The organism is Streptomyces sp. SD31 (genome assembly GCF_052068475.1).
In the GTDB taxonomy this organism is placed as follows: Bacteria; Actinomycetota; Actinomycetes; order Streptomycetales; family Streptomycetaceae; genus Streptomyces.
This window is the reverse complement of record NZ_JBQHCX010000003.1, coordinates 1-23,693: the sequence shown is the minus strand read 5'-3', so window position 1 is coordinate 23,693 and position 23,693 is coordinate 1. Positions and strand designations below refer to the sequence as shown.

Annotated in this window: 16 protein-coding genes; 8 read left to right on the top strand and 8 right to left on the bottom strand. The window is 69.5% G+C overall.

What is annotated here, in order from left to right; all coding sequences use genetic code 11:
* Nucleotides 1-404 precede the first annotated feature (404 nt).
* From ACTMVF_RS07470 to ACTMVF_RS07450, 5 genes are read left to right on the top strand one after another with little or no spacing between them, the layout of a single operon-like run.
* Nucleotides 405-3,254, top strand: coding sequence for a nitrate- and nitrite sensing domain-containing protein (locus tag ACTMVF_RS07470; protein ID WP_441270165.1), 2,850 nt, complete (start codon nt 405-407; stop codon nt 3,252-3,254).
* The gene (locus ACTMVF_RS07465) at nt 3,251-3,688 is read left to right on the top strand and encodes a roadblock/LC7 domain-containing protein (protein WP_031486154.1); all 438 of its coding nucleotides are present in this window, start codon (nt 3,251-3,253) and stop codon (nt 3,686-3,688) included. Before ACTMVF_RS07470 ends, ACTMVF_RS07465 begins: the two co-directional genes overlap by 4 nt.
* Before the next feature lie 9 nt (nt 3,689-3,697).
* Entirely contained in the window at nt 3,698-4,093 is a 396-nt protein-coding gene (locus ACTMVF_RS07460; protein ID WP_403337357.1) for a DUF742 domain-containing protein, read from the top strand.
* 24 nt (nt 4,094-4,117) lie between these two features.
* The gene (locus ACTMVF_RS07455) at nt 4,118-7,771 is read left to right on the top strand and encodes a hydantoinase B/oxoprolinase family protein (RefSeq protein ID WP_441270164.1); all 3,654 of its coding nucleotides are present in this window, start codon (nt 4,118-4,120) and stop codon (nt 7,769-7,771) included.
* Nucleotides 7,752-8,357 (top strand): GTP-binding protein, encoded by a 606-nt coding sequence (locus ACTMVF_RS07450; protein WP_441270163.1) that lies wholly within the window; start codon nt 7,752-7,754, stop codon nt 8,355-8,357. The genes ACTMVF_RS07455 and ACTMVF_RS07450 overlap by 20 nt, the downstream gene beginning before the upstream one ends.
* Nucleotides 8,358-8,484: 127 nt before the next feature.
* Here ACTMVF_RS07450 and glpK read toward each other — a convergent pair whose 3' ends face one another.
* The 5 genes from glpK to ACTMVF_RS07425 all read right to left on the bottom strand — a co-directional run bounded on the left by glpK (nt 8,485) and on the right by ACTMVF_RS07425 (nt 14,661).
* Nucleotides 8,485-9,996, bottom strand: a complete 1,512-nt coding sequence (gene glpK / locus ACTMVF_RS07445) for a glycerol kinase GlpK (RefSeq protein WP_441270162.1) — start codon at nt 9,994-9,996, stop codon at nt 8,485-8,487.
* Nucleotides 9,997-10,018: 22 nt separating this feature from the next.
* Nucleotides 10,019-10,744 carry an MIP/aquaporin family protein gene (locus ACTMVF_RS07440; protein ID WP_302002222.1) on the bottom strand — a complete coding sequence of 242 codons (726 nt, stop codon included), beginning with the start codon at nt 10,742-10,744 and terminating at the stop codon, nt 10,019-10,021.
* Nucleotides 10,745-11,226: 482 nt separating this feature from the next.
* A complete protein-coding gene (locus ACTMVF_RS07435) occupies nt 11,227-12,879 on the bottom strand; it encodes an EAL domain-containing protein (protein ID WP_441270161.1) in 1,653 nt (550 codons plus the stop codon).
* A 169-nt stretch (nt 12,880-13,048) separates the two neighbouring features.
* Nucleotides 13,049-14,239 (bottom strand): lipid-transfer protein, encoded by a 1,191-nt coding sequence (locus ACTMVF_RS07430; RefSeq protein ID WP_441270160.1) that lies wholly within the window; start codon nt 14,237-14,239, stop codon nt 13,049-13,051.
* The gene (locus tag ACTMVF_RS07425) at nt 14,236-14,661 is read right to left on the bottom strand and encodes a Zn-ribbon domain-containing OB-fold protein (protein ID WP_441270552.1); all 426 of its coding nucleotides are present in this window, start codon (nt 14,659-14,661) and stop codon (nt 14,236-14,238) included. The genes ACTMVF_RS07430 and ACTMVF_RS07425 overlap by 4 nt, the downstream gene beginning before the upstream one ends.
* A gap of 206 nt (nt 14,662-14,867) precedes the next feature.
* On the opposite strand from ACTMVF_RS07425, the gene ACTMVF_RS07420 reads away from it, so the two are divergent.
* Nucleotides 14,868-15,404 carry an NUDIX domain-containing protein gene (locus ACTMVF_RS07420; protein ID WP_441270159.1) on the top strand — a complete coding sequence of 179 codons (537 nt, stop codon included), beginning with the start codon at nt 14,868-14,870 and terminating at the stop codon, nt 15,402-15,404.
* Here the strand turns inward: ACTMVF_RS07420 and ACTMVF_RS07415 are convergent.
* Entirely contained in the window at nt 15,395-17,773 is a 2,379-nt protein-coding gene (locus ACTMVF_RS07415; RefSeq protein WP_441270158.1) for a glycoside hydrolase family 31 protein, read from the bottom strand. The two genes, ACTMVF_RS07420 and ACTMVF_RS07415, sit on opposite strands and share 10 nt — an antisense overlap.
* Nucleotides 17,774-17,984: 211 nt before the next feature.
* On the opposite strand from ACTMVF_RS07415, the gene ACTMVF_RS07410 reads away from it, so the two are divergent.
* Entirely contained in the window at nt 17,985-19,952 is a 1,968-nt protein-coding gene (locus ACTMVF_RS07410) for an acetoacetate--CoA ligase (protein WP_441270157.1), read from the top strand.
* 182 nt (nt 19,953-20,134) lie between these two features.
* Entirely contained in the window at nt 20,135-21,028 is an 894-nt protein-coding gene (locus tag ACTMVF_RS07405) for a hypothetical protein (RefSeq protein ID WP_441270156.1), read from the top strand.
* 70 nt (nt 21,029-21,098) lie between these two features.
* On the opposite strand, the gene ptsP is transcribed toward ACTMVF_RS07405, so the two are convergent.
* Both ptsP and ACTMVF_RS07395 read right to left on the bottom strand, forming a co-directional pair.
* The gene (gene ptsP / locus ACTMVF_RS07400) at nt 21,099-22,769 is read right to left on the bottom strand and encodes a phosphoenolpyruvate--protein phosphotransferase (RefSeq protein ID WP_441270155.1); all 1,671 of its coding nucleotides are present in this window, start codon (nt 22,767-22,769) and stop codon (nt 21,099-21,101) included.
* Nucleotides 22,770-22,851: 82 nt separating this feature from the next.
* Nucleotides 22,852-23,301 (bottom strand): PTS sugar transporter subunit IIA, encoded by a 450-nt coding sequence (locus tag ACTMVF_RS07395; protein ID WP_441270154.1) that lies wholly within the window; start codon nt 23,299-23,301, stop codon nt 22,852-22,854.
* Between the last annotated feature and the right edge of the window lie 392 nt (nt 23,302-23,693).

Here is a 23,693-nt window from a genome sequence, read left to right as displayed (position 1 = left end):
CCGCCGGCAGACCGTCTTGCCCGCGTCCGAAGACGCGACTCCCCAGTGGCTGCCCGGCTTGCGCTGTTTTACGCCGCCCGGGGACTGGATGCGGCTCCTGTGGCCCATTCCGCCCCCATTTCCCATAGAGAAGGACGAACGGCGCGTCCCGAAGATTCCCGAGGAAGATAAATTTCTGGCCAACTGGCCCGGGAGACCGGCCGGATCCGTTCGCAGTGGTGCCGCGGGATCACGGGAGGCAATCTCCCGCAATGGCCGGACAACTCCCCATGTCTCGTCGCCGGTGCGGAAGTTCAGGTTCCGGATGGCTCTTCGAGTTACTTGTGCGTCGGTAGTAGGCTCGCGCCAATTGTTGACGCACATGTGTGCCCCCTGAGCAATGGGGGTTTGAGCTGGGGGAGGCCATGCGCTTTCGCGGGAAGTCCGTCCGCCGGAAGATGGTGGCGCTGCTTCTCGTGCCGCTGGTGTCCCTGACCGCGATCTGGGGCTTCGCCACGGTACTCACGGGGCGAGGTGTGGCCCAACTGTTCACGGTGTCGTCCCTCGTCGAGAAGATCGGCTACTCCACCGAGGACGCCGTCCGCGTCCTGCAGCAGGAACGCCGCCAAGCCCTCGTCTACCTCGCCGACCGCCGGGCCTCGGACGCGCTGTCCGCACTGAGGGATACCCGGAGCGCCACCGACGCCGCCGTCGCCGAGATCCGCAAGAACGCCAAGGACCCTGACGTCCGCGACGGCATGGACGAGGGCGACGCCGAGCGCCTCACCGCCGTCCTGGACGCCTTCGACGGCATCAACTCCCTGCGCCGCAGCGTCGAGGACGGAACGGTGACCCGCTCCCAGGCCCTCGGCCTGTACAACCGGCTCGTCGACCCCTGCTACGCCCTGCTGGGTTCCCTCGACGGGATCGACAGCGTGGCGATGGACAAGCAGGCCCGCGCCCTTCTCAACGTGACCCGCGCCCGCGAACTGCTCTCCCGCGAGGACGCGTTGCTGAGTTCCGCCCTGGTGGTCGGGAAGTTGTCCCGAGAAGAGATACGCCAGGTCTCCGACCTCGTCGCCCAGCGCACCCTCATGTACGACATCAGCCTGGCGGACCTGCCGTCGTCCGAGCGCGAACGCTACAAGCGCTTCTGGGACAACGCCTCCACTGCTCCCCTGCGCGTCGCCGAACAGGCCGTCATCCTGTCCCAGGCAGGTAGGCCCAGCAAGGTCGACGCCAAGAGCTGGGACACCGCAGCCGGCAGTGTCCTCGACGAACTCAGCAAGCTCAACGACGAGGCGGGCGCCCGCTATCAGGACCGCGTCAACCCGGTGGCGATGGGCGTCATCCTGAAGGCGGCCGTCGCCGGGGTCCTCGGGCTGCTCGCCCTGCTGTTCTCTCTCTTCCTGTCCGTGCGCATCGGCCGCGGCCTCATCCGCGATCTGCGGCAGCTGCGACTGGAGGCCCACGAGGCCTCCGGTGTACGCCTGCCCAGCGTGATGCGCCGCCTCTCCTCCGGTGAACAGGTCGACGTGGAGACCGAGGTCCCACACCTGGAGTACGACAAGAACGAGATCGGTGAGGTCGGCCAGGCCCTCAACACTCTGCAGCGCGCTGCCGTCGAGGCCGCCGTCAAGCAGGCCGAACTGCGCGCCGGTGTCGCCGAGGTCTTCGTCAACCTCGCCCGCCGCAGCCAGGTCCTCCTCCACAAGCAGCTCACCCTCCTCGACACCATGGAACGCCGGACCGAGGACACCGACGAACTCGCTGACCTGTTCCGCCTCGACCACCTGACCACCCGTATGCGTCGGCACGCCGAAGGCCTGGTGATCCTCTCCGGTGCCGCACCGTCTCGGCAGTGGCGCAAGCCCGTCCAGCTCATGGACGTCGTACGCGCTGCGGTCGCCGAAGTCGAGGACTACGAGCGCATCGAGGTCCGACGTCTGCCCCGCGTCGCCGTGACCGGACCGGCCGTCGCGGACCTCACGCACCTCGTGGCAGAACTCCTGGAGAACGCCACGGTGTTCTCCCCGCCGCACACCGCAGTCCAGGTCCTGGGCGAGCGGGTCGCCAACGGCTTCACCCTCGAGATCCACGACCGTGGTCTGGGCATGGCGGCCGACGCCCTGCTGGACGCCAACCTCCGGCTCGCCGAGACGCCCGAGTTCGAGCTGTCCGACACCGACCGGCTCGGCCTGTTCGTGGTCAGCCGGCTCGCCCAGCGGCAGAACGTCCGGGTCTCGTTGCAGCCGTCGCCGTACGGCGGCACCACCGCCGTGGTCTTCATTCCCGACGCGCTGCTCACCGACGACATCCCCGACACCAACGGCATCGGGTTCCGTCTCGACCGGCCCACGCCCTCGAAGGAGGCCGAGCTGGAGGAGGCGCGCCGCACCGCCCTTGCCCACGTGCCGACCCGCGTGCCCGGCCTGCCCGCCTCGCTCCTGGACGGGCCGGTGGAGCTGGAAGCCCCCGTCGACCTGGACGCGCTCAGCGACTTCCCGGACACGCTCGACGACGAGGACAGCGAACGCGGCGGTCTCTTCCGCCCGCGCCGTGCTCTCGCCCATGTGGAGGACGAGGCGTCGGGCCCGCTCGGCGAACACCCGGTCTCCGGCATCCACGGTGGCACGGCCCGGTCCGAGACGGACGGCGATGTGAGCGCCCCCGTCCCGCTGCCCCGCCGCCGGACGCCCAAGCTGGTCAGTTCGCACGGACGCCCGGTCACCGAGCAGCGCACCCGGCGAGGGGAGGCGGACGCAGAGCCTCCGACCGGCAGCCCGAGCCGCCCGGAGCCGAACGGCCTCGCCCCGCTACCGACCCGACGTCGCGGTACGGAACCCCGCGGAGAGGTGAGCGGCGCGCAGGACCGGATCGGTGACCGTACCGACACGCGGCCCAGCGCGGGGCAGGACCGAGGCGAGCCGTCGGAGCCCGCAGCCCTCCCGAGACGCACGCGGCGTGCCGCGATCGCATCGAGTGGCCTGGACCACTCCGCCCCGAGCACGGCCGCCGCGCAGCGGGAGGGCGGCTCAGGCTCGGGTCCGCTGCCCCGGCGCGTACGACAGGCCAGCCTGGCTCCGCAGCTCAAGCAGGGCCCCGCTCGGCGCGCCGAGGAGAACACGGACCTCGTCGAGCGGGACGCGGACGAGGTACGCAGCCGAATGGCATCGCTCCAGCGCGGCTGGCAGCGCGGCCGCCAGGAGAACGCCGCGGGCGACGACGCCCACAGCGGCACAGCACAAGGAACGACTAAGGGGGACGGTCGATGACCGCACCGAAGGCGACCGGCCACACCGCGACCAATCAGTCCGGCGAGCTCAACTGGCTCCTCGACGACCTGGTGGATCGCGTCGCCAGCATCCGCAAGGCCCTCGTGCTCTCCGGCGACGGCCTGCCGACGGGGGTGTCCAAGGATCTGACCCGCGAGGACAGCGAGCACCTGGCCGCCGTCGCGTCCGGATTCCACAGCCTTGCCAAGGGCGTGGGCCGCCACTTCGAGGCGGGCAACGTGCGGCAGACGGTCGTCGAGCTCGATGACGCCTTCCTGTTCGTGACGGCCGCGGGCGACGGCAGCTGCCTCGCCGTGCTCTCGGACGCCGACTCGGACGTCGGCCTGGTCGCGTACGAGATGACGCTCCTCGTCAAGCGGGTCGGAGTGCATCTGGGTACCGCTCCGCGCACCGATCTGCCCTCGGGCGGGTAGTGGGATGGCATGAGCGCTGACGGTCAGGGAAGAAGCCACTGGTTCGACGACGAGGCCGGGCCGGTCGTCCGTCCGTACGCCATGACGCGCGGCCGCACCACCAGTGCGGCCCAGCACCGCCTCGACCTGATCGCGGTGGTCGTCGTGGAACCGCACGCGGACGACCCGGAAGCGGACTCGATGCTGTCCCCGGAGCACGTCGACATCGTCGAACTGTGCCGTGACGCCCCGCAGTCCGTTGCCGAACTCTCCGCCGAGCTCGACCTGCCCATCGGAGTCGTACGTGTCCTCGTCGGGGATCTCGTGGACGCGGAATTCGTCCATGTGAACCGGCCCGTACCGCCTGCCGAGCTGGTGGACGAGAGTATTCTGCGCGACGTGATCAACGGCCTGCGGGCGCTGTGAGCGGCGCGGAAGCGGGGTAGGGACGTGACAGGCTGGCAGTTCTGGGTCGACCGTGGCGGCACCTTCACGGACATCGTCGCGCGACGCCCGGACGGCCGTCTGCTGACTCACAAACTCCTGTCGGAGAACCCGTCGCGATACTCCGACGCGGCAGTCGCGGGTGTACGAGCACTTCTGGACGGCTCCCAGGACCACCCCATCGAGGCCGTCCGGATGGGCACGACGGTCGCCACGAACGCCCTCCTCGAGCGCAAGGGGGAGCGGACCCTGCTGGTCATCACCCGTGGTTTCCGCGACGCCCTGCGCATCGCCTACCAGAACCGGCCCCGCATCTTCGCCCGCCGCATCGAACTCCCCGAGCTGCTCTACGAACGGGTCGTCGAGGTCGACGAACGCATCGCCGCCGACGGCACCGTCCTGCACACTCCCGACCTGGACGCCCTCGCCGGCCCTCTCCAGGAGGCGTACGACGACGGCATCCGTGCCGTCGCCGTGGTCTGCATGCACAGCCACCTCCACCCCGCCCACGAGCAGGCTGTCGGCGAGCTCGCCGCCCACATCGGTTTCCCGCAGATCTCGCTGTCCAGCGAGGTCAGCCCTCTGATGAAGCTCGTCCCGCGAGGGGACACCGCTGTCGTGGACGCTTACCTCTCGCCCGTGCTGCGCCGCTACGTCCAGCACGTCGCCGACGAGCTCGAAGGCGTGCGGCTGATGTTCATGCAGTCCAACGGCGGTCTCGCCGAAGCCGGGCAGTTCCGCGGCAAGGACGCCATTCTCTCCGGCCCCGCCGGAGGCATCGTCGGCATGGCACGCATGTCGCAGCTCGCCGGCTTCGACCGCGTCATCGGCTTCGACATGGGTGGCACCTCCACCGATGTCTCGCACTTCGCCGGCGAGTACGAACGGGTCTTCACCACACAGATCTCCGGCGTCCGCCTGCGCGCCCCCATGCTGGACATCCACACCGTCGCGGCAGGCGGCGGCTCGGTCCTCCACTTCGACGGGTCCCGCTACCGCGTAGGGCCGGACTCGGCGGGCGCGGACCCGGGGCCCGCCTGCTACCGGGGTGGCGGCCCGCTCGCCGTCACCGACGCCAACGTCATGCTCGGCCGCATCCAACCCGCCCACTTTCCCAAGGTGTTCGGTCCCGAGGGCGACCAGCCCCTCGACGACGCCCTCGTCCGGGAGCGCTTCACCGCCCTCGCGCGCGACATCCGCGAGCAGACCGGCGACGACCGCACCCCCGAGCAGGTCGCCGAGGGCTACCTGCAGATCGCGGTCGCCAACATCGCCAACGCCGTGAAGCGGATCTCCGTCCAGAAGGGCCACGACGTCACCCGCTACGCCCTCACCACCTTCGGTGGTGCGGGTGGCCAGCACGCGTGCATGGTCGCCGACTCGCTCGGTATCCGCACCGTCCTCGTGCCGCCCATGGCCGGTGTCCTCTCGGCACTCGGCATCGGCCTCGCCGACACCACGGCCATGCGCGAACAGTCCGCCGAGGCGCCCCTGGAGGCCACCTCCATGCCCGGCGTCCTGAAGACCGCGGACGACCTCGAATCCGCTGCCCGCGCCGAACTCCTCGACGAGGACGTCCCAGAGGACCGCATCAAGGTCACCCGACGCGCTCAACTCCGCTACGACGGCACCGACACCACCCTCACGGTCGAACTCACCGACCCCAACACCATGCGGCGCGCCTTCGAAGACCGTCATCGCGCCACGTACTCCTTCACCCTCGACCGCCCGATCGTCGTCGAAGCCCTCTCCGTCGAAGCCACCGGCATCACCGAACCCCCCGATCTCTCCGCTCTCGCCCCTTACGAAGCCGCCCCTGAAGGCAGCCCGGCCACCCCGCGGACCGTCCGCCTCCACACGGGCGGCACATGGCGCGACGTACCCCTCCATCGCCGCGAGGACCTGCCTCCCGGCCAGACCGTCACCGGCCCGGCGATCATCACCGAGGCCAGTGCGACGACCGTCGTCGACGACGGCTGGCAAACCGCGACGACCGACGACGGGCATCTGGTCATGGAACGCGCGGCGATTACGCAGAGTTCCGATCTCGACACGAAAGCCGACCCGGTTCTTCTCGAGGTCTTCAACAACCTCTTCATGTCCATCGCCGAACAGATGGGCGCCCGCCTCGAATCCACGGCCCAGTCCGTCAACATCAAGGAACGCCTGGACTTCTCCTGCGCCCTCTTCGACCCGGACGGAAACCTGGTGGCCAACGCCCCGCACATCCCCGTCCACCTGGGCTCGATGGGCACCAGCGTCAAGGAGGTCATCCGGCGCCGAGGCCCCCGGATGCGCCCCGGCGACACCTATGCAGTCAACGACCCGTACCACGGCGGCACCCACCTGCCCGACGTCACCGTCATCACCCCGGTCTTCGACACGGGAAGCACGGCGAACACGGAGGGTGAGCCGGAAATCCTCTTCTACGTCGCCTCGCGCGGCCATCACGCCGAGATCGGCGGCATCGCCCCCGGCTCCATGCCCGCCAACAGCAGCACCATCGAGGAGGAGGGAATCCTCTTCGACAACTGGTTGCTCGCCGAGAACGGCCGCTTCCGCGAGGAGGAGACCCTTCGCCTGCTCACCGAGGCGCCCTACCCCTCCCGCAACCCCAAGACCAACCTCGCCGACCTGCGCGCCCAGATCGCGGCCAACCAGAAAGGCGTCGACGAAGTCGCCCGCATGATCGAGAACTTCGGCCTCGACGTCGTCCAGGCGTACATGAAGCACGTCCAGGACAACGCGGAGGAAGCAGTACGCGGCGTCATCGACGCCTTGGACGACGGCGAGTACGCCTACGAGACCGACTCCGGCGCCGTCATCCGGGTACGCGTGCGCGTGGACCGCGAGAACCGTTCCGCCACCGTCGACTTCACCGGCACCTCCCCGCAGCTGGCCACGAACTTCAACGCCCCCTTCTCGGTCGTCAACGCGGCAGTGCTGTACGTCTTCCGCACTCTGGTCCCCGACGACATCCCGCTCAACGACGGCTGCCTGCGCCCCCTCGAGATCGTCGTGCCGCCCGGTTCCATGCTCGCTCCCGAACCCCCGGCAGCGGTTGTCGCGGGCAACGTGGAGACATCCCAGGCGATCACAGGTGCGCTCTACGCAGCACTGGGCGTCCAGGCCGAGGGTTCCGGCACCATGAACAACGTCACCTTCGGCAACGATCGCCACCAGTACTACGAGACCTTGGCTTCCGGATCCGGGGCGGGCGACGGGTTTCCCGGCGCGCCCGTCGTGCAGACTCACATGACCAACTCGCGGCTCACCGATCCCGAAGTGCTGGAGTGGCGACTGCCCGTACAGCTCGACGAGTTCGCCGTGCGGCGCGGCAGCGGCGGCGCCGGGCAGTGGCACGGCGGCGACGGCGCTGTGCGCCGCATCCGGTTCCACGAGCCCATGACAGTCTCCACGCTCTCCCAGCACCGCAGGGTCCCGCCGTACGGCATGGCGGGCGGCGAACCCGGTGCGCTGGGTGCCAACCGCGTCGAACGCGCGGACGGCACGGTCACCGCACTCGCCGGAAGCGACTCGGCCGACGTAGGCCCCGGCGACGTACTCGTCATCGAAACCCCCGGCGGCGGAGGCTATGGCCCACCGTCGCGCGACCCCCATCAAGCAGGAGAAGAGATCGATGATCTTCGGGCGTTCTGAGCGCGGGAAGCCTCCGGTCGAGCCCGTCACGCTCAAGATCCTGGTGGCCGGCGGCTTCGGCGTGGGCAAGACCACCCTCGTCGGCGCGGTCAGCGAGATCAGGCCGCTGCGTACCGAGGAACTGCTCACCGAGGCCGGGCGCCCGGTCGACGACACGAGCGGTGTCGAGGGCAAGCGCACCACCACCGTGGCCATGGACTTCGGCCGCATCACGCTGCGCGAGGACCTCGTGTTGTACCTCTTCGGCACGCCCGGCCAGGAGCGGTTCTGGTTCATGTGGGACGAGCTCTCGGAGGGCGCGCTCGGCGCCGTCGTCCTTGCCGACACCCGCCGCCTCGAGGACTGCTTCGCGGCCGTGGACTACTTCGAACGGCGCTCCATACCCTTCCTCGTCGGCGTCAACTGCTTCGAGGGAGCCGCCCGTTACCCGGCGGAGGACATCCGCCAAGCCCTCGATCTCGACGCCGACGTGCCGCTGCTGCTGTGCGACGCCCGCGACCGGGAGTCCGTCAAGGAGACCCTCATCGGCGTCGTCCAGCACGCGATGGCGTACCAGGCGGACCGCCGTCAGGCGGTGACCACCTGAACCCCGGCGCAAGGGTGCGGCCCGTACCCCCGCCGACCGGGGTACGAGCCGCGGCTCTTGGGCACGCGCGCGTGGCTCGAGCGGAACGCACGCACGCGTGCACCGATCACGGCGCTCGCCGTGTCCCTCAGGTGTCGCCGTCCTCCTGCCAGCCGAAGCTCTTCTCCACCGCCTTGCGCCAGTTGTGGTACTCGCGGTCACGCACGGCGGCAGTCATGGCGGGCGTCCACTCGGCGTCCTTCGCCCAGTGCGCCTTGAGCTCGTCCAGGTCGTTCCACACGCCCGTGGCCAGCCCTGCCGCGTAGGCGGCACCCAGACAGGTCGTCTCGGAGACCTGGGGCCGGATCACGGGCACGTCGAGCACATCCGCCTGGTGCTGCATGAGCAGGTTGTTCTTCGTCATGCCACCGTCGACCTTCAGGGTCGTGATCGGCACCCCGGAGTCCTGGTACATGGCGTCCACGACCTCGCGCGTCTGCCAGCTCGTCGCCTCCAGCACCGCGCGCGCGAGGTGCGCCTTGGTGACGTACCGCGTCAGTCCGGTGATGACACCACGCGCGTCGGAGCGCCAGTACGGCGCGAACAGGCCGGAGAAGGCGGGCACGATGTACGCGCCTCCGTTGTCCTCGACGCTCGCCGCGAGGGACTCGATCTCGTCGGCGGTGCGGATGATGCCGAGCTGGTCCCGGAACCATTGGACCAGCGCGCCCGTTATCGCTATCGCCCCCTCCAAGCAGTACACGGGCGCCTCGCTGCCGATCTTGTAGCCCATGGTCGTCAGCAGCCCGCTCTTCGACGGCACCGGCCGGTTGCCCGTGTTGAGCAGCAGGAAACTGCCCGTGCCGTACGTGTTCTTCGCTGTGCCCACGTCGTAGCAGGCCTGCCCGAACACGGCCGCTTGCTGGTCGCCCAGCGCGGACGCGACGGGCACGCCGGACAGCTGTCCGACAGCGGTTCCGTACACCTCGGCGGAGGACTTGATCTCCGGCAGGACCGCCTCGGGCACGTTCATGGCGGACAGGATCGAGGAGTCCCACTGCAGGCTCTCCAGGTTCATCAGCATGGTGCGACCGGCGTTGGTCACGTCGGTGACGTGGTGCCCGCCGTCCGTGCCGCCCGTGAGGTTCCAGATCAGCCAGGAGTCAATGGTGCCGAAGGCGATCTCGCCGCGCTCTGCGCGGGCCCTGAGACCGGGTACGTTGTCCAGCAGCCAGGCCGCCTTCGGACCGGAGAAGTAGCTGGCCAGCGGCAGTCCGGTCTGCTCACGGAAACGATCCTGCCCGTCCGAACCGCCGAGTTGGTTGCACAGCGCCGCGGTACGCGTGTCCTGCCACACGATCGCGTTGTGCACCGGCTTGCCCGTCGCACGGTCCCACAGGACCGTCGTCTCGCGCTGGTTGGTGATGCCGAGGGCACTGAGCTGGTCGGCGCGCAGACCGGCCTTGGCGATCGCCCCGGCGACCACGGCCTGCACCTTGGACCAGATCTCGGTGGCGTCGTGCTCCACCCAGCCGGGCTTGGGGAAAATCTGGCGGTGCTCGCGCTGGTCGACGGCCACGATGGCGCCGTCCTGGTTGAAGATGATGCAGCGGCTGGAGGTCGTGCCCTGGTCGATAGCGGCGACGAACTTGTCCGTCATGACGTCCCCTTCGTCGGTTCCTTCAGAAGGCTGCGTTGAAGATGAGCCCGGACAGCGCCCCGCCGATCAGCGGTCCCACCACCGGTATCCACGCGTAACCCCAGTCCGAGTTGCCCTTGTTGGGAATCGGGAGCAGCGCGTGGACGATGCGCGGGCCCAGGTCGCGGGCCGGGTTGATCGCATATCCCGTGGGACCGCCGAGCGACAGACCGATGCCGACCACGAGGAACGAGACGATCAGGATCGCCGTGCCGGACACGCCGAGCCCCTTGGTCAGACCGAACGCCAGGATCGGCAGCACCAGCGCGATGGTCGCGATGATCTCGGTGATGAGATTCGCGACGACATTGCGGATCGCGGGGGCGGTGGAGAAGATTCCGAGGGTCGGCTGAGCGATCTCCTTGTCGGCGTTGGCCTGGAACTGCGCGAAGTAGACCAGCCAGCACAGCACCGCACCGAGCATCGCGCCGACCATCTGGCCGGCGATGTAGATGTGGACCTTGTCCCATTCCCCCGTGTCGATGGCGATGCCGATCGTCACGGCCGGGTTGAGCTGACCTCCGGACAGCGGCGCGGCGGTGTACGCGCCGGCCATCACGCCGAATCCCCAGCCGAACGCGATGACGACCCAGCCTGCGTCCTTCGCCTTCGAATAGTTGAGTACGACGGCGGCGACGACTCCGGCCCCGAAGAGGATCAGGATCGCGGTTCCGATGACCTCACCGAGGAATATGTCTCCGTTACTCATGGCGGCTCCTAGGCCCTGGCCGGGACGATCGGCCCCGGTTCTCCGTGCGGGGTGCGTTTCCCACAGCTACTTCAGCCGAAGGCAGGGAGGTCCCGCGCCCCGCCCGGCGTCCGTGACGAGCGTGCCGTCGCAGCCGACTCGCCCGTGGGGGAAGGGAGCCATGGTCCAGGCGGAACCGCGCGGCGCAGTGCGTAGATACGCCGAGAATGTACGGCGATGTCGACTGACACCGGGAAGTGTTCACCGGCGTCCAGGGGGCGTCAAGGTCGCCGACGCCAACGGTTGGGGGCGCACCAACGGGCCACGGACCGTCGCCCACGCGGCTCGTGGCACGCCCGTTCGGAGGTGGGACGGCCTCCGAGACCCTGCTGAGACCGGCGGGGAGGCCAGTTCCCGCTGAATCGGCAGGGGCCGAAGACCATGGCTGTGCTGAGGTCGTACGGACGCCCTTCGGCCTCCGACGACCTTGTGGGAAAAGCGTCTCACCCCCTGCTCGGGTCCGCCACCGCCCACTCGGTCGGGGCCGTCGCCGCCGCCACGCCGCGAAGGATCTCGTGCCCGGACAGCCCGGCGCGGCCCATCACCCAGCTCGCCCCGCTCAGCGACTTCGCGGCCTTCTTCAGCGGGGCCAGACAGGCGGCCGCCTGCCGGTGGTCCGTCACGCTCCCGGACTCGCACAGGACCGTGGCCAGAGAGAGCGTGACGGGACGCCCACCTGCGGACCAGGGTGCGTCCAGTACGGAGGCGGCCAGCGGATTGAGCCCCTCCGGATCCGTGAGCACCAGGAAGTCGTCGCCGCCGATGTGGCCCACGCGGGTACTGTCGGACGCCGCGCGCTGCAGCGCGCGGCCGACCGACCGGATCAGCTCGTCGCCCGCCGCGAACCCGGCCCCGTCGTTGACCTGCTTGAAGTGGTCCACGTCCAGCCAAGTCAGTGCGAACGTCCGCCCGTCCGCGATCCGCCGATCCACCTCACCGGTGATCGCATCCGAACCGGGCAGCCGCGTCAGCGGATTGAGCCCCGCGGCCTCCTCGACCCGGGTCTCGGCGAGCGCCCGTACGAGATCCGCGAGCCGCACGACGCCCACACACCGGCCGTACCGGTCGACCACGGCCACATCATCCGAAGTACGGTCCCGGCCGCCGACGGCGACCACGTCCAGTACTTCCCACGCAGTGGCGTCTACGCCCACCGTGCGCGGCGGATCTCCCAGCTTGGCCGCGGGCCGGTCGGCATACAGCGCATGGCCGTACCGCCCCGACATCGACAGCAGGAACCGGGAGCGGTGCACGGACCGCACCGGGACGCCGTTCGAGTCCACCAGCAGCACCCCGGACACATCCGGCGACCCGGTCAGCAGCGCTCGCACCTGGCCGGCGGACGCGGTGGCGGGCAGCAGTGCGGCCGGCCGCACGAACTCCCGCACCGACGGCCCCGAACGTGGCGCCACCGCTACTCCGGGGGAGCGTGGCGGAACGTATACCTCCGCTGCCGGCAGCCGAGCCGGGGGAGCGAACAACTCCCCCTGTGCCAGCTGTGCGCCGGCCGACCGCGCGGATGCGCACTGCAACTCCGTCTCCACCCCCTCCACGCACAGGAGCGCTCCCAACTGCTCACACAGCGTCCGCATCGCCCGTACCGCCGCCGGCCGCGGAAGCAGGCACGCATCGAGTTTCACCAGGTCCGGTGCCATGTCGGTGAGCAACCGCAGCGGTACGTCACCGTCGCCGATGCCGTCCGCGCTGACCCGGAAACCCTGTTCCCGCAACGCGCCGATCGCCTCCAGCAGTGCGTGGTGGGGCACATGCGTGTACGGCGGACCGACGTCGATCGTCACCTCCCACGGCAGTCGCCCAGCCGCGCGCACGGCGTCATGCAGCGGTGTCAGTCCGCCCAGGTCGGCGAGGGTGCCGGCGAAAACGTTGACATACAGCGGCAGTAAGGTCTCCTTGCGAGCCGCGGTACGAAACGCCAACACGGCAAGTCGCCCGTCGAGTTCGGGATCGCGGCGGGCCTCGGCCAGGACGTCGCCGGTCTCAGGGCGGGCGAGTATCTCCAGCCCCGCGACTCCTCCGGTCGTCAGATTGACCACCGGTTGAAATGCGAAGCGGAGAGTATCCGTCCAGGAGGGCACGCGAGCATGATCTCGCCGCTCGCAGACGCCCGAGCCCAGTTCATGAGACGTTCACGCAGGATTCCGGGTTGGTCACACAGCGTAGAAGGGCCTCACCTTCCTTGGTCGTTACGACGGTGACACCGCACTCGTACAGCCGAAGGGTCCTGTCCGGCGCGCCGCTGGCGCATCACCGCACCGCGATCACCGCCGAGCCGTGCCCGAACAGCCCCTGGTTCGCGGCGATCCCCACACGTGCCCCGGCGACCTGCCGGTCACTGGCGTCACCCCTCAACTGCCAGGTGAGTTCGCAGACTTGGGCTATCGCCTGGGCCGGAACCGCCTCCCCGAAGGAGGCAAGCCCGCCACTCACGTTCACGGGTATTCGTCCCCCGAGCGCCGTCGCGCCCTCCCGCAGCAGCTTCGCGGCCTCTCCCTCGCCGCACAGGCCCAGATCCTCGTACCACTGCAACTCCAGGGCGGTGGACAGGTCGTAGACCTCCGCGAAGGAGAGCTCCTCGGGGCCGACGCTCGCTTCCTCGTAGGCGGCGCTCGCGATCGACTCCCGGAACGTCTCGGCCGCCGGTTGTACCGCCGCCGCCGAGTCCGTCGCCAGGTCGGGCAGATCCAGCACTGTGTTGGGATAACGCGGCGTCACGGTGGACACCGCCCGGATGCGCACCGGGTCCCGGGCACCGTGCCGACGCGCGAACTCCATGCCGGCCAGCACGATCGCCGCCCCTCCGTCCGAGGTCGCGCAGATGTCGAGCAGACGCAGGGGATCGGCGACCACGGCGGAGGCGGCGACCTCTGCGGCGGTGACCTGCTTGCGGTAGCGCGCGTACGGATTGAGTGCGCCCAGGGCGGAGTTCTTCACCTTGACCTGCGCGAAGTCCTCAGGCGTATCACCGTGCACGGCCATCCGGCGGCGCGCGTACAGCCCGAAGTACGCCGGATTCGTCGCACCGAGGACGCGGAAGCGCAGCCAGTCCGGATCGGCGGGCCGGTCACCGCCGGCAGGCCGGAAGAACCCCTTGGGAGCCGCATCGGCGCCCACCACGAGCACCACGTCCGCGAGACCCGAAAGTATCTGCGCCCGAGCGGTGTTGACGGCCTGCGCCCCGGACGCGCACGCCGCGTACACGCTCGTGACCCGGGCGCCCTGCCAGCCGAGCGCTTTCGCGAACGTGGCCCCGGCCACGTACCCCGGATAACCGCCCCGCACGGTGTCCGCACCGACGATCGCCCCGATGTCCCGCCACCCCAGTCCCGCATCCGCGAGCGCCGCGCGGGCCGCCGCCGTCCCGTACTCGACGAAGCTGCGCCCCCACTTGCCCCAGGGGTGCATGCCCACGCCGAGCACCGCCACCTCCTCCGTCATGCCGTCACCCCCGTCGGCCGCCACTGCCAGGTCGTCCAGATCGTCTCCGCGTCCTCATGGAGCACGCCGGGAACGACCTCCACCTCCATGCCCACCGTCAGATCGGCGACGGTGACCCCGGGAACCGCTTGTCCCAGCAGCACGAGACGCTCGGACTCAAGCTCCACAGCGATCAACGCGTACGGCTCCCACGGAAGTTCCGGATCGGTCACATAGGGTGACGGAGGTCGATACCGGCTGTCCGTGTACGACCAGACGCGCCCCCGCCGCGAGAGCGGCACCTCCTCCAGAACGCCGCCCGGGCAGCCCGGGTTGCGGCAGTGGGTGTCCTCGCGCGGGAAAAACACCGAGGCGCAGTTCGAGCAACGGGTGCCAAGGAGCCGGAAGTCGTCCCCGTCACCGGCGAACCACCCGTCGACCACAGGCGTACGTGTGCGTGGCATAGCCCCTCCTGCAATGGATCTGACGGGACGTCAGGAGTGTGCCACGGGCAAGCGGAAAGCGGCAGGCGGCCATGTGGGCGGACTGCATCCGACGGCCAGGTCGCTCAAGAGCACTCTCGAAGCCATCGGCAGTAGTGACCGGCCCCCGGAAGACGCCCTTCCACTGATCGGATACAGTCCGCCGCGTGTCCGAAACTCAGCACTCCGCCCCCAACTCCGCAGCAGGCTCCCACTGTTCGAGCTGCGGCGCGCCCTACGGAGAGGGCGTCTCCGGCTGGCCCCGCACCTGCCCGGCGTGCACAACCGTGGCCTACCGCAATCCGCTGCCGGTAGCGATCGCACTCCAGCCCGTGTACGACACGAAGGGCACCGCCCTGGTCGTCATCACCCGAACCATCGCTCCCGCGCGCGGAGGCATCGCCCTGCCCGGCGGCTACATCGACGACCGGGAGGACTGGCGGCAGGCCGTCGTACGCGAACTCAAGGAGGAGACCGGTATCGACGCGGCCGGCCGCGATGTACGTCTCGTCGACGCGATGAGCTCCCCCGACGGGCACCTGCTGCTGTTCGGCCTGCTGCCGGAACGGCCCGCCGACCGCCTGCCGACATCGGCCAGCACCGACGAGACGGAAGGCTGGCACCTCCTGCGCAGGCCGGAGGAACTGGCCTTCCCGCTGCACACGCTGGCAGTACGAGCGTTCTTCGAGGGCCGCTACGTCTGAGCTCGACACTCGCCGAGCCCTCGTATGCGAAGCGGATGAGGCGACGGGACCACCCCGTCCTCGAGCTCCCGCTCGACGACCAGCTTTCGGCCCTCCCAGCGGCTGACGTAACGCTCGATCTCCGGTTCATCCCAGCCGTCACCCGCATCCGGCACCACCAGCCCGCCCCCGGTATGTCCCGGGGCGGGCGCCCACACCTCCAGTTCCAGCCCGCCGTCGTCCCCACGTACGGGGACGACGGCGCCCGAGCGCGCGAGCACCGGGATCCGAGACAGAGGTGCGTCGAGGAGAACCTGCCCAGGTCCCTCGTACACCCGCTCCGTCACGGTGTCGTACCAGCGCCCTCGGGGCAGCTGCACCGTACGCCGGTCGGCCCCCGCATCCAGCACCGGCGCCACCAGAAGGCAGTCACCCAGCAGAAACGCATCCTCGCAGTCGCGCAGCGCGCGGTCGTCCGGCGTCGACCACCACAGCGGACGTACATAAGGCGCCCCTGTGCGCCGGGCCAGATGCGCCAGCGTCACGAAGTACGGCAGTAGCCGCCGACGCTCGACGAGCGCCACGCGCGCGTGCTCCAGCACCTCGGAACCGAACTCCCACGGCTCCCTGCGCCCCGCGCGCAGACTCGCGTGCGTACGGAACAGCGGCAGATACGCGGCCAACTGGAACCAGCGCAGATACAACTCCGGCGACGGACTCCCGTCGAAACCGCCGACGTCCGGCCCCGAGTACGGCACGCCGCACAGCCCGAGCCCCATGACCAGCGACAGCGACGCCCGCAGCCCGGGCCAACCCGTGGCCACGTCCCCGGACCACGTCCCCCCGTAGCGCTGCATGCCGGCCCATCCGGAGCGCGAGAAGACGAAGGGCCGCTCCTCGGGCGCGAGCTCGCGCAGCCCCTCGTAGGCCGCCCTGGCCATGCACAGGCCGTAGACGTTGTGCGCCTCCTGATGATCCCCGCCCCGCCCCTCCAGGGAGTGCCGGGCCGAACGCGGCAGCGTCGACTCCCCGAAGGCGGCGAACGAGGTCGGCTCGTTCATGTCATGCCAGAAACCCGAGAAACCCTGCGCCAGTCGCTCCTCGTAGAGGCCACCCCACCACTCACGCACGCGCGCGTGAGTGAAGTCCGGGAAGACCGCCTCCCCGGGCCAGACCACTCCCCGCACGAGCTCTCCCGAGGCGTCCCTCACGAACGCGTCCTCGGCCGTCCCACTGTCGTACACGACATTGCCCGGCGCGGCCTTGACCGCCGGATCCACGATCGACACCAGGCGAATGCCGTCCCGCCGCAACTCCTCGGCGAGCTGCGGCAGCTTGGGGAAGCCCTCTTGGTCGACCGTGAACACCTGGTGCTCGTCGTAGTGGTCGATGTCCAGATGGACCGCGTCCAGCGGCAGATCCCGCTCCTGGTAGCCCGAAACGATCCGCCGCACCTCCTGCTCGCTGCCGAAGCCCCACCGCGCGTGCTGGTGACCCAGCGCCCACGCGGGCGGCAGCGCCGGCGCACCGGTGAGCGAGGCCCAGACGAGCAGCACGCGCGCGGGAGTGCCCACCATCACCCAGCAGCGCAGCGGACCGCCGTCCATCCGCAGCTCGCTGACCCCCGCCCGGTCGTGACCTGAACCGGCCCCCTCCTCACCCTCCCGCAGCATCACCGTGCCGTCCCACGAGGTGTCGTGGAAGACCAGGTGAGTGCCGGCATCGGCCACCACCAACTGCACCGGCATGGTGATGTACAGCGGGTCGTCACCAGGGCCGAAGGCACGGCCGGGGTCGGTGTTCCACAGCCGGTACGTTCCGCCTCTCAGACGAGGCCCCGAAGCCCGCCCCCCGAGCCCGTAGAAGCGCGCTTCCGCGGCCACCTCCGACCGCTGCATCCACCGTGCCGCCCCACCGTCGACAGGCTCCCACCAACGCGGCGGCAGATCGCGCCGGAGTGTCACCCCACCGGGCGTCTGCACCTCCACCGCGCCGTGCCGCGAGATGACGACCGTCACCCGCTCGGCCACGACCCGCCAGCCACCGTCCTTGTCGGGCTCCAGCAAAGCCCGGGGATCCGGTTCCGGACCGCGTCCCGCGAGCGCGTACGACGGCTCAGGAGCGGCCCCGTCCCAGCCCCAGAAGACGGCGCCGTTCACGGCGACAGTGATGCGCAGCTCGGACCGGCTGAACCGGATCACACCGCCGCCCGGACCGGGCCGCACCTCCTGCACGGGCCCGGGCACCCGCGCGCGCTCGGCGCCCCGGGGCGGCAAACCCACGGCGTCGGCACGCCTCCTGCGCCACGCCGCCCGCACGGTACGCAACCCCTGGGCCGCCCCCACAGAACCGACCGCCTTCATCGAACGCACCAGGTCACGACCGTCCATGCTGCTCAGCCTGCCATTGTCAGCGCCACACATGCGTGCCGTTCAGCTTCCGTTCACCTGTGCCGGGACCACATCTTCACGACACGGACTATGTGCGGCTCACCCTGGTGCAGAAGTCGATCACATGGCATCGTCCGTGTCATCCGCGTCACGCGCGCACCCCGCCGTGCGCGGAGGACGCACACGACGCGCACAGTCCGGGAGCCGCCCCATGTCGACCGTGAACCCCCAGCCGCTCTGGCAGCCAGATCCGGAACGCATCGCCCAGGCTCGAGTCACCAAGTTCCAGGCCTGGGCCGCCGAAAACCACGGCGCCCCCGCGGAGGGCGGCTACGCGGCCCTGCACCGCTGGTCGGTCGACGAGCTGGACACGTTCTGGAAAGCCGTCACGGAGTGGTTCGACGTCAGCTTCTCCACACCCTACGCGCGCGTGCTCGGCAACCGCTCGATGCCCGGCGCCGAGTGGTTCCCCGGCGCGACCCTGAACTACGCCGAGCACGCCCTGCGCGCCGCCGCGACCCGCGCCGACGAACCCGCCCTCCTGTACGTCGACGAATCCCACCAGCCCAGCCCCGTGACCTGGTCCGAACTTCGCCGCCAGGTCGGTTCTCTCACCACCGAGCTGCGCACCCTCGGCGTACGCCCCGGAGACCGCATCAGCGGCTACCTCCCGAACATCCCGCAGGCCGTCGTCGCCCTCCTCGCCACCGCCGCCGTCGGCGGCGTCTGGACCTCCTGCGCCCCCGACTTCGGCGCCCGCAGCGTCCTCGACCGCTTCCAGCAGGTCGAACCCGTCGTCCTGTTCACCGTCGACGGCTACCGCTACGGCGGCAAGGAGCACGACCGCCGCGACACCGTCACCGAACTGCGCCGCGAACTGCCCACCCTGCGCGCCGTGGTGCACATTCCCCTTCTCGGCACCGAGGCCCCCGAAGGCGCACTGGAGTGGTCCGCCCTCACCGCCGCGGACGAGGAACCCGTCTTCGAGCAGGTACCTTTCGACCACCCCCTCTGGGTGCTCTACTCCTCCGGCACGACCGGCCTCCCCAAGGCCATCGTCCAGTCCCAGGGCGGCATCCTCGTCGAGCACCTCAAACAACTCGGCCTGCACTGCGACCTGGGCCCCGAAGACCGCTTCTTCTGGTACACGTCCACAGGCTGGATGATGTGGAACTTCCTCGTCTCCGGCCTTCTCACCGGCACCACGATCGTCCTCTACGACGGCAGCCCGGGCTATCCCGACACGGGCGCCCAGTGGCGAGTCGCCGAACGCACGGGAGCCACCCTCTACGGCACCTCGGCCGCGTACGTCATGGCCTGCCGCAAGGCCGGCGTGCACCCGGCACGCGACTATGAGCTCGCAAGCGTCCAGTGCGTCGCGACCACCGGATCACCGCTCCCACCGGACGGATTCCGCTGGCTGCACGACGAGGTCCGCGACGACCTGTGGATCGCCTCCGTCAGCGGCGGCACGGACGTGTGCTCCTGCTTCGCCGGAGCCGTGCCCACGCTGCCCGTGCACGTCGGCGAGCTCCAGGCCCCCAGTCTGGGCACCGACCTGCAGTCCTGGGACCCCAGCGGCAAACCCCTCGTCGACGAAGTGGGCGAGCTGGTGGTCACCAACCCCATGCCGTCCATGCCGATCTACTTCTGGAACGACCCCGACGGCAGCCGGTACCACGACAGCTACTTCGACACGTACTCCGGCGTATGGCGCCACGGCGACTGGATCACCGTCACCTCACGCGGCTCCGTCGTCATCCACGGACGCTCCGACTCGACACTCAACCGCCAAGGCGTCCGGATGGGTTCGGCCGACATCTACGAAGCCGTGGAGCGCCTTCCCGAGATCAAAGAATCCCTCGTCATCGGCATCGAACAGCCCGATGGCGGTTACTGGATGCCCTTGTTCGTGCACCTGGTCCCCGGAGCCGTGCTCGACGAGGCCCTCCTGAGCCGCATCAAGCAGACCATCCGCGAACAGCTCTCACCACGTCACGTCCCCGACGAGATCATCGAGGTCCCCGGCGTCCCACACACCCTCACCGGAAAGCGCATCGAGGTCCCGGTCAAGCGCCTTCTCCAGGGCACACCGCTGGAAAAGGCGGTCAACCCGGGATCCATCGACAACCTCGATCTCCTGCACTTCTACGAGGATCTCGCCCGCAAGCGAGCCTGACCGACGCGACGGCCTCGGACTCACCGAACCTCGACGGACTCCGAGGCCGACCGCCACAGGCACCACAGCCTCCGACCTGCACGAATGCGCCCCTCCTGCCCGCAGGCACCTCACACCGACGCCGTTGTCAGTGCCGCCGGTTACTGTGAGTGAGCATTGATCGACTGTGCACAGGGGGAAACATGGTCCACACCGACCACCAGACGATGCGACGCGTCCTGCGCCGTGAGATCGCCGGCACGATCGGCCTGCTGACCGACGAGCACGATTTCCGTGCCATGCGGCGCTACCGCAGCTTCACCTTCGACGACCACAAGATCTACCTGCAACAGATGGAGGCCCTGCTCAGGACACGGGCCTCCCAAGGCAGCCACACGACGATCGCCCTCTTCGACCCGGAGGAATACGCCGAGTTCTGCGCGGAATCGGGCCTCGACCCCGACATCCCGTCGAGCCGCACCCGCTTCACCGCCGAACTCGCGACCACCGGCCCCACTCTCCCTTACGAGGGCCAGCCCCTGGCAGACCTCGTCCCGGCTCTCGTCGACGAAGCCGTCCGACGAGCCACGTGGGAGTACGCGTCCACACTCCTGGCACGAGTTGGAGCCTGCGCCACCTGCGGAGAGGACATCGGCCGCGCGGCCTTCGCCCGCGCCTCGAACCTCCTCTTCCGCATCCTGGACACAGCCCAGCCGGGCAACCGACACCTCGTCTGCAGCGTCACAGGAACCCCGGAAACACTCGTCGCCGTCCTGCATGCCGACGAAGACGCCCAGGGCGCGACCCACCTCGACGAGGCAGAACTCCTGGAGTTCACCACAGTCCTCGCCCTCGGCATCGCTACCCAGAGCCCCGGTGGACTCGTGATGCGGACCAGCGCCCCCGGCACATCCGACCGGATCTATGGATGGCGCCTGCGAGGAGACGGGGTGGAACCACTCACCGCAGGCGAGGTCTTCGACGCCTACTGCACCGACATCGAATCCGGAGACCTCATCTCCCCGGAATCAGGCGTCGACTACTGCGTGCCGCCGGATCTCGGGGGTGAGGAAGTGCCGCCGGGACACCGCCACTGAACGCAGGAGGGGCGCTCCACCCGCAGGTGGAGCGCCCCGCACGAACCGGCGTGCAGCCGTCCCGCTCCGGTTACTCGCCGGACAGCACTGCCTGAGCGGCGTTGCGCGCCTCCTCGGCGCTGTCCGCCGCCCGCGCGGCCGCAGCGGCCCGCTCACACTGCGCCAGCGTGTACTTCGCCAGCGTCGCACGGACGTAAGGAATGGATGCCGAACCCATGGACAGGGAGGTCACACCCAGACCGGTCAGCACACACGCCAGCAGCGGATCGGACGCCGCCTCACCACAGACACCACAGCTCTTACCCTCGGCCTTCGCCGCCTCGGCGGACAACGCGACCAGGTCGAGCAGCGCGGGCTGCCACGGGTCCTGCAGTCGGGACACCGCACCCACCTGGCGGTCTGCGGCGAAGGTGTACTGCGCGAGGTCGTTCGTCCCCAGCGACAGGAACTCGACCTCCTGCAGGATCGAACGCGCCCGCAGTGCGGCCGACGGAATCTCCACCATCGCACCGAACTTCGCCTGGAGCCCGGCCGCACGACACGCGTCCGCGAACGCCTTCGCATCGGTACGGTCCGCCACCATCGGAGCCATGACCTCGAGGTAGACGGGCAGCCCCTCCGCCGCCTTGGCGAGTGCCGTCAACTGGGTGCGCAGCACCTCCGGGTGGTCCAGCAGCGTCCGCAGGCCGCGCACACCCAGCGCCGGGTTCGGCTCATCGGTCGGCGTCAGGAAGTCCAGCGGCTTGTCCGCGCCCGCGTCCAGCACACGTACGACGACACGACCCTCGGGGAAGGCCTCGAGAACCTGCCGGTAGGCCTCGACCTGCTTCTCTTCCGACGGTGCCTTCTTGCTGTCGTCGAGGAAGAGGAACTCGGTTCGGAACAGACCGACACCCTCAGCGCCCGCCTCGACAGCGGCCGGGACGTCGGACGGACCGCCGACATTTGCGAGCAGCGGCACCTTGTGGCCGTCGGCGGTAGCGCCCGGACCCGTCGACGCCGCGAGCGCGGCCTTGCGCGCAGCGGCAGCCGCCTCCAGCTCCGCCTTCTTCTCCTCGCTCGGGTTCACGAAGATGTCACCGGTGCTGCCGTCCACGGCGATGACCGTGCCCTCGGCGAGCTCACCGGCACCCGGCAGTGCGACCACGGCCGGCACACCGAGCGCCCTCGCCAGGATCGCGCTGTGACTGGTCGGCCCGCCTTCCTCGGTGACAAAGCCGAGTACGAGGGTCGGGTCCAGCAGCGCCGTATCCGCCGGAGCGAGGTCGCGAGCCACGAGGACGTAGGGCTCGTCGCTGTCCGGGACACCGGGCATCGGGACGCCGAGCAGACGAGCGACGATACGATTCCGCACGTCGTCGAGATCGGCCACGCGACCGGCCAGGTACTCACCGGCACCAGCCAGCAGCTCGCGGTACGCGGCGAAAGCGTCGTACACGGCACGCTCGGCCGTGCTGCCGACGGCGATACGCCGATCCACATCCGCCATCAGCTCGGGGTCCTGGGCCATCATGGCCTGTGCCTCGAGCACCGCCTGGGCTTCGCCCCCCGCCAGATTGCCGCGCGCCATCAGGTCGGCTGCCACAGCCTCCACGGCCTTACGAGCGCGCCCCTGTTCACGCTCCGCATCCTCGGCCGGAATCTGCTTGGCAGGCGGCTCGAGGACCGCCGTTCCCATGTGCCGAACCTCGCCGATCGCCACACCGTGGCTCACGCCGACGCCTCGCAGCGTTGTCTCCATCTCACCCGTCTCCGTTAGCGCGGCGGGTCCCGCCGCCGCGGTGTTTGTCGTCCCTACTTGCCGTCATACGACGGCAACGGTGTCACTTCCAGATGAAGAGACTGTCGCCGGCCTTCACATCGCCGTCGTCACGCAGATCGGAGAGGGCCTCGGCCGTGGCCTCGAGGGCCACGATCGGGCACACCGGGGATTTACCGGCTGCCTCGACGGCTGCCGGGTTCCAGCGCACGATGCCCTGGCCGCGAGTCACGGTGTCACCCTTGTTCACGAGGAGCTCGAAACCCTCACCGTTGAGCTGCACGGTGTCGATACCGAGATGAGTGAGCACGCCGTGCCCCTGCTCGTCGACGACGACAAAGGCGTGCGGGTGGAGAGAGACGATGACTCCGTCCACGGGCGATACGGCCTCGGAGGGCTCACGCACGGGGTCGATCGCGGTGCCCGGGCCGACCATGGCCCCGGAGAAGACCGGATCCGGCACGGATGCCAGTCCGACGGCGCGTCCTGCCAGTGGGGACGTCACGGTGGTCATGGGAAGCCTCCCAGGGGTGGAGATCGATATGGGCCGCCGTTACCTGTGCGGACGGCACACTGTTCAGCAGGGTATGTCACATGAAGTGCAGGTTCCGTGCGAGCACTTCGAAGTGGTCTAGACCATACCTCAAGTCGATTTGCACCGGCTCCGCGGCTGCGTGTACAGTCGTACTCCTGCTTGGGGATGAGCGACGCGGCTACGTGTCCTGGCCCAGCAGCATCCAAACTTGTCAGATCCTATCTCGGGGTCGCCTTCTGCATGTCTGCAGGACGGTGGTCAGGGAGTCGGAAAAACACTGATAGAGTTTGGAACACCGAAGGGAAGCGCCCGGAGGAAAGCCCGAGAGGGTGAGTACAAAGGAAGCGTCCGTTCCTTGAGAACTCAACAGC

Excerpts from the sequence above, each read along its gene's own strand:
- ACTMVF_RS07450 (WP_441270163.1), top strand. The coding sequence starts at position 7,752 with ATGATCTTCGGGCGTTCTGAGCGCGGGAAGCCTCCGGTCGAGCCCGTC.
- glpK (WP_441270162.1), bottom strand. The coding sequence starts at position 9,996 with ATGACGGACAAGTTCGTCGCCGCTATCGACCAGGGCACGACCTCCAGC.
- ACTMVF_RS07460 (WP_403337357.1), top strand. The coding sequence starts at position 3,698 with ATGAGCGCTGACGGTCAGGGAAGAAGCCACTGGTTCGACGACGAGGCC.
- ACTMVF_RS07465 (WP_031486154.1), top strand. The coding sequence starts at position 3,251 with ATGACCGCACCGAAGGCGACCGGCCACACCGCGACCAATCAGTCCGGC.
- ACTMVF_RS07470 (WP_441270165.1), top strand. The coding sequence starts at position 405 with ATGCGCTTTCGCGGGAAGTCCGTCCGCCGGAAGATGGTGGCGCTGCTT.
- ACTMVF_RS07415 (WP_441270158.1), bottom strand. The coding sequence starts at position 17,773 with ATGGACGGTCGTGACCTGGTGCGTTCGATGAAGGCGGTCGGTTCTGTG.
- ACTMVF_RS07395 (WP_441270154.1), bottom strand. The coding sequence starts at position 23,301 with ATGACCACCGTGACGTCCCCACTGGCAGGACGCGCCGTCGGACTGGCA.
- ACTMVF_RS07430 (WP_441270160.1), bottom strand. The coding sequence starts at position 14,239 with ATGACGGAGGAGGTGGCGGTGCTCGGCGTGGGCATGCACCCCTGGGGC.
- ptsP (WP_441270155.1), bottom strand. The coding sequence starts at position 22,769 with ATGGAGACAACGCTGCGAGGCGTCGGCGTGAGCCACGGTGTGGCGATC.
- ACTMVF_RS07405 (WP_441270156.1), top strand. The coding sequence starts at position 20,135 with ATGGTCCACACCGACCACCAGACGATGCGACGCGTCCTGCGCCGTGAG.
- ACTMVF_RS07440 (WP_302002222.1), bottom strand. The coding sequence starts at position 10,744 with ATGAGTAACGGAGACATATTCCTCGGTGAGGTCATCGGAACCGCGATC.
- ACTMVF_RS07410 (WP_441270157.1), top strand. The coding sequence starts at position 17,985 with ATGTCGACCGTGAACCCCCAGCCGCTCTGGCAGCCAGATCCGGAACGC.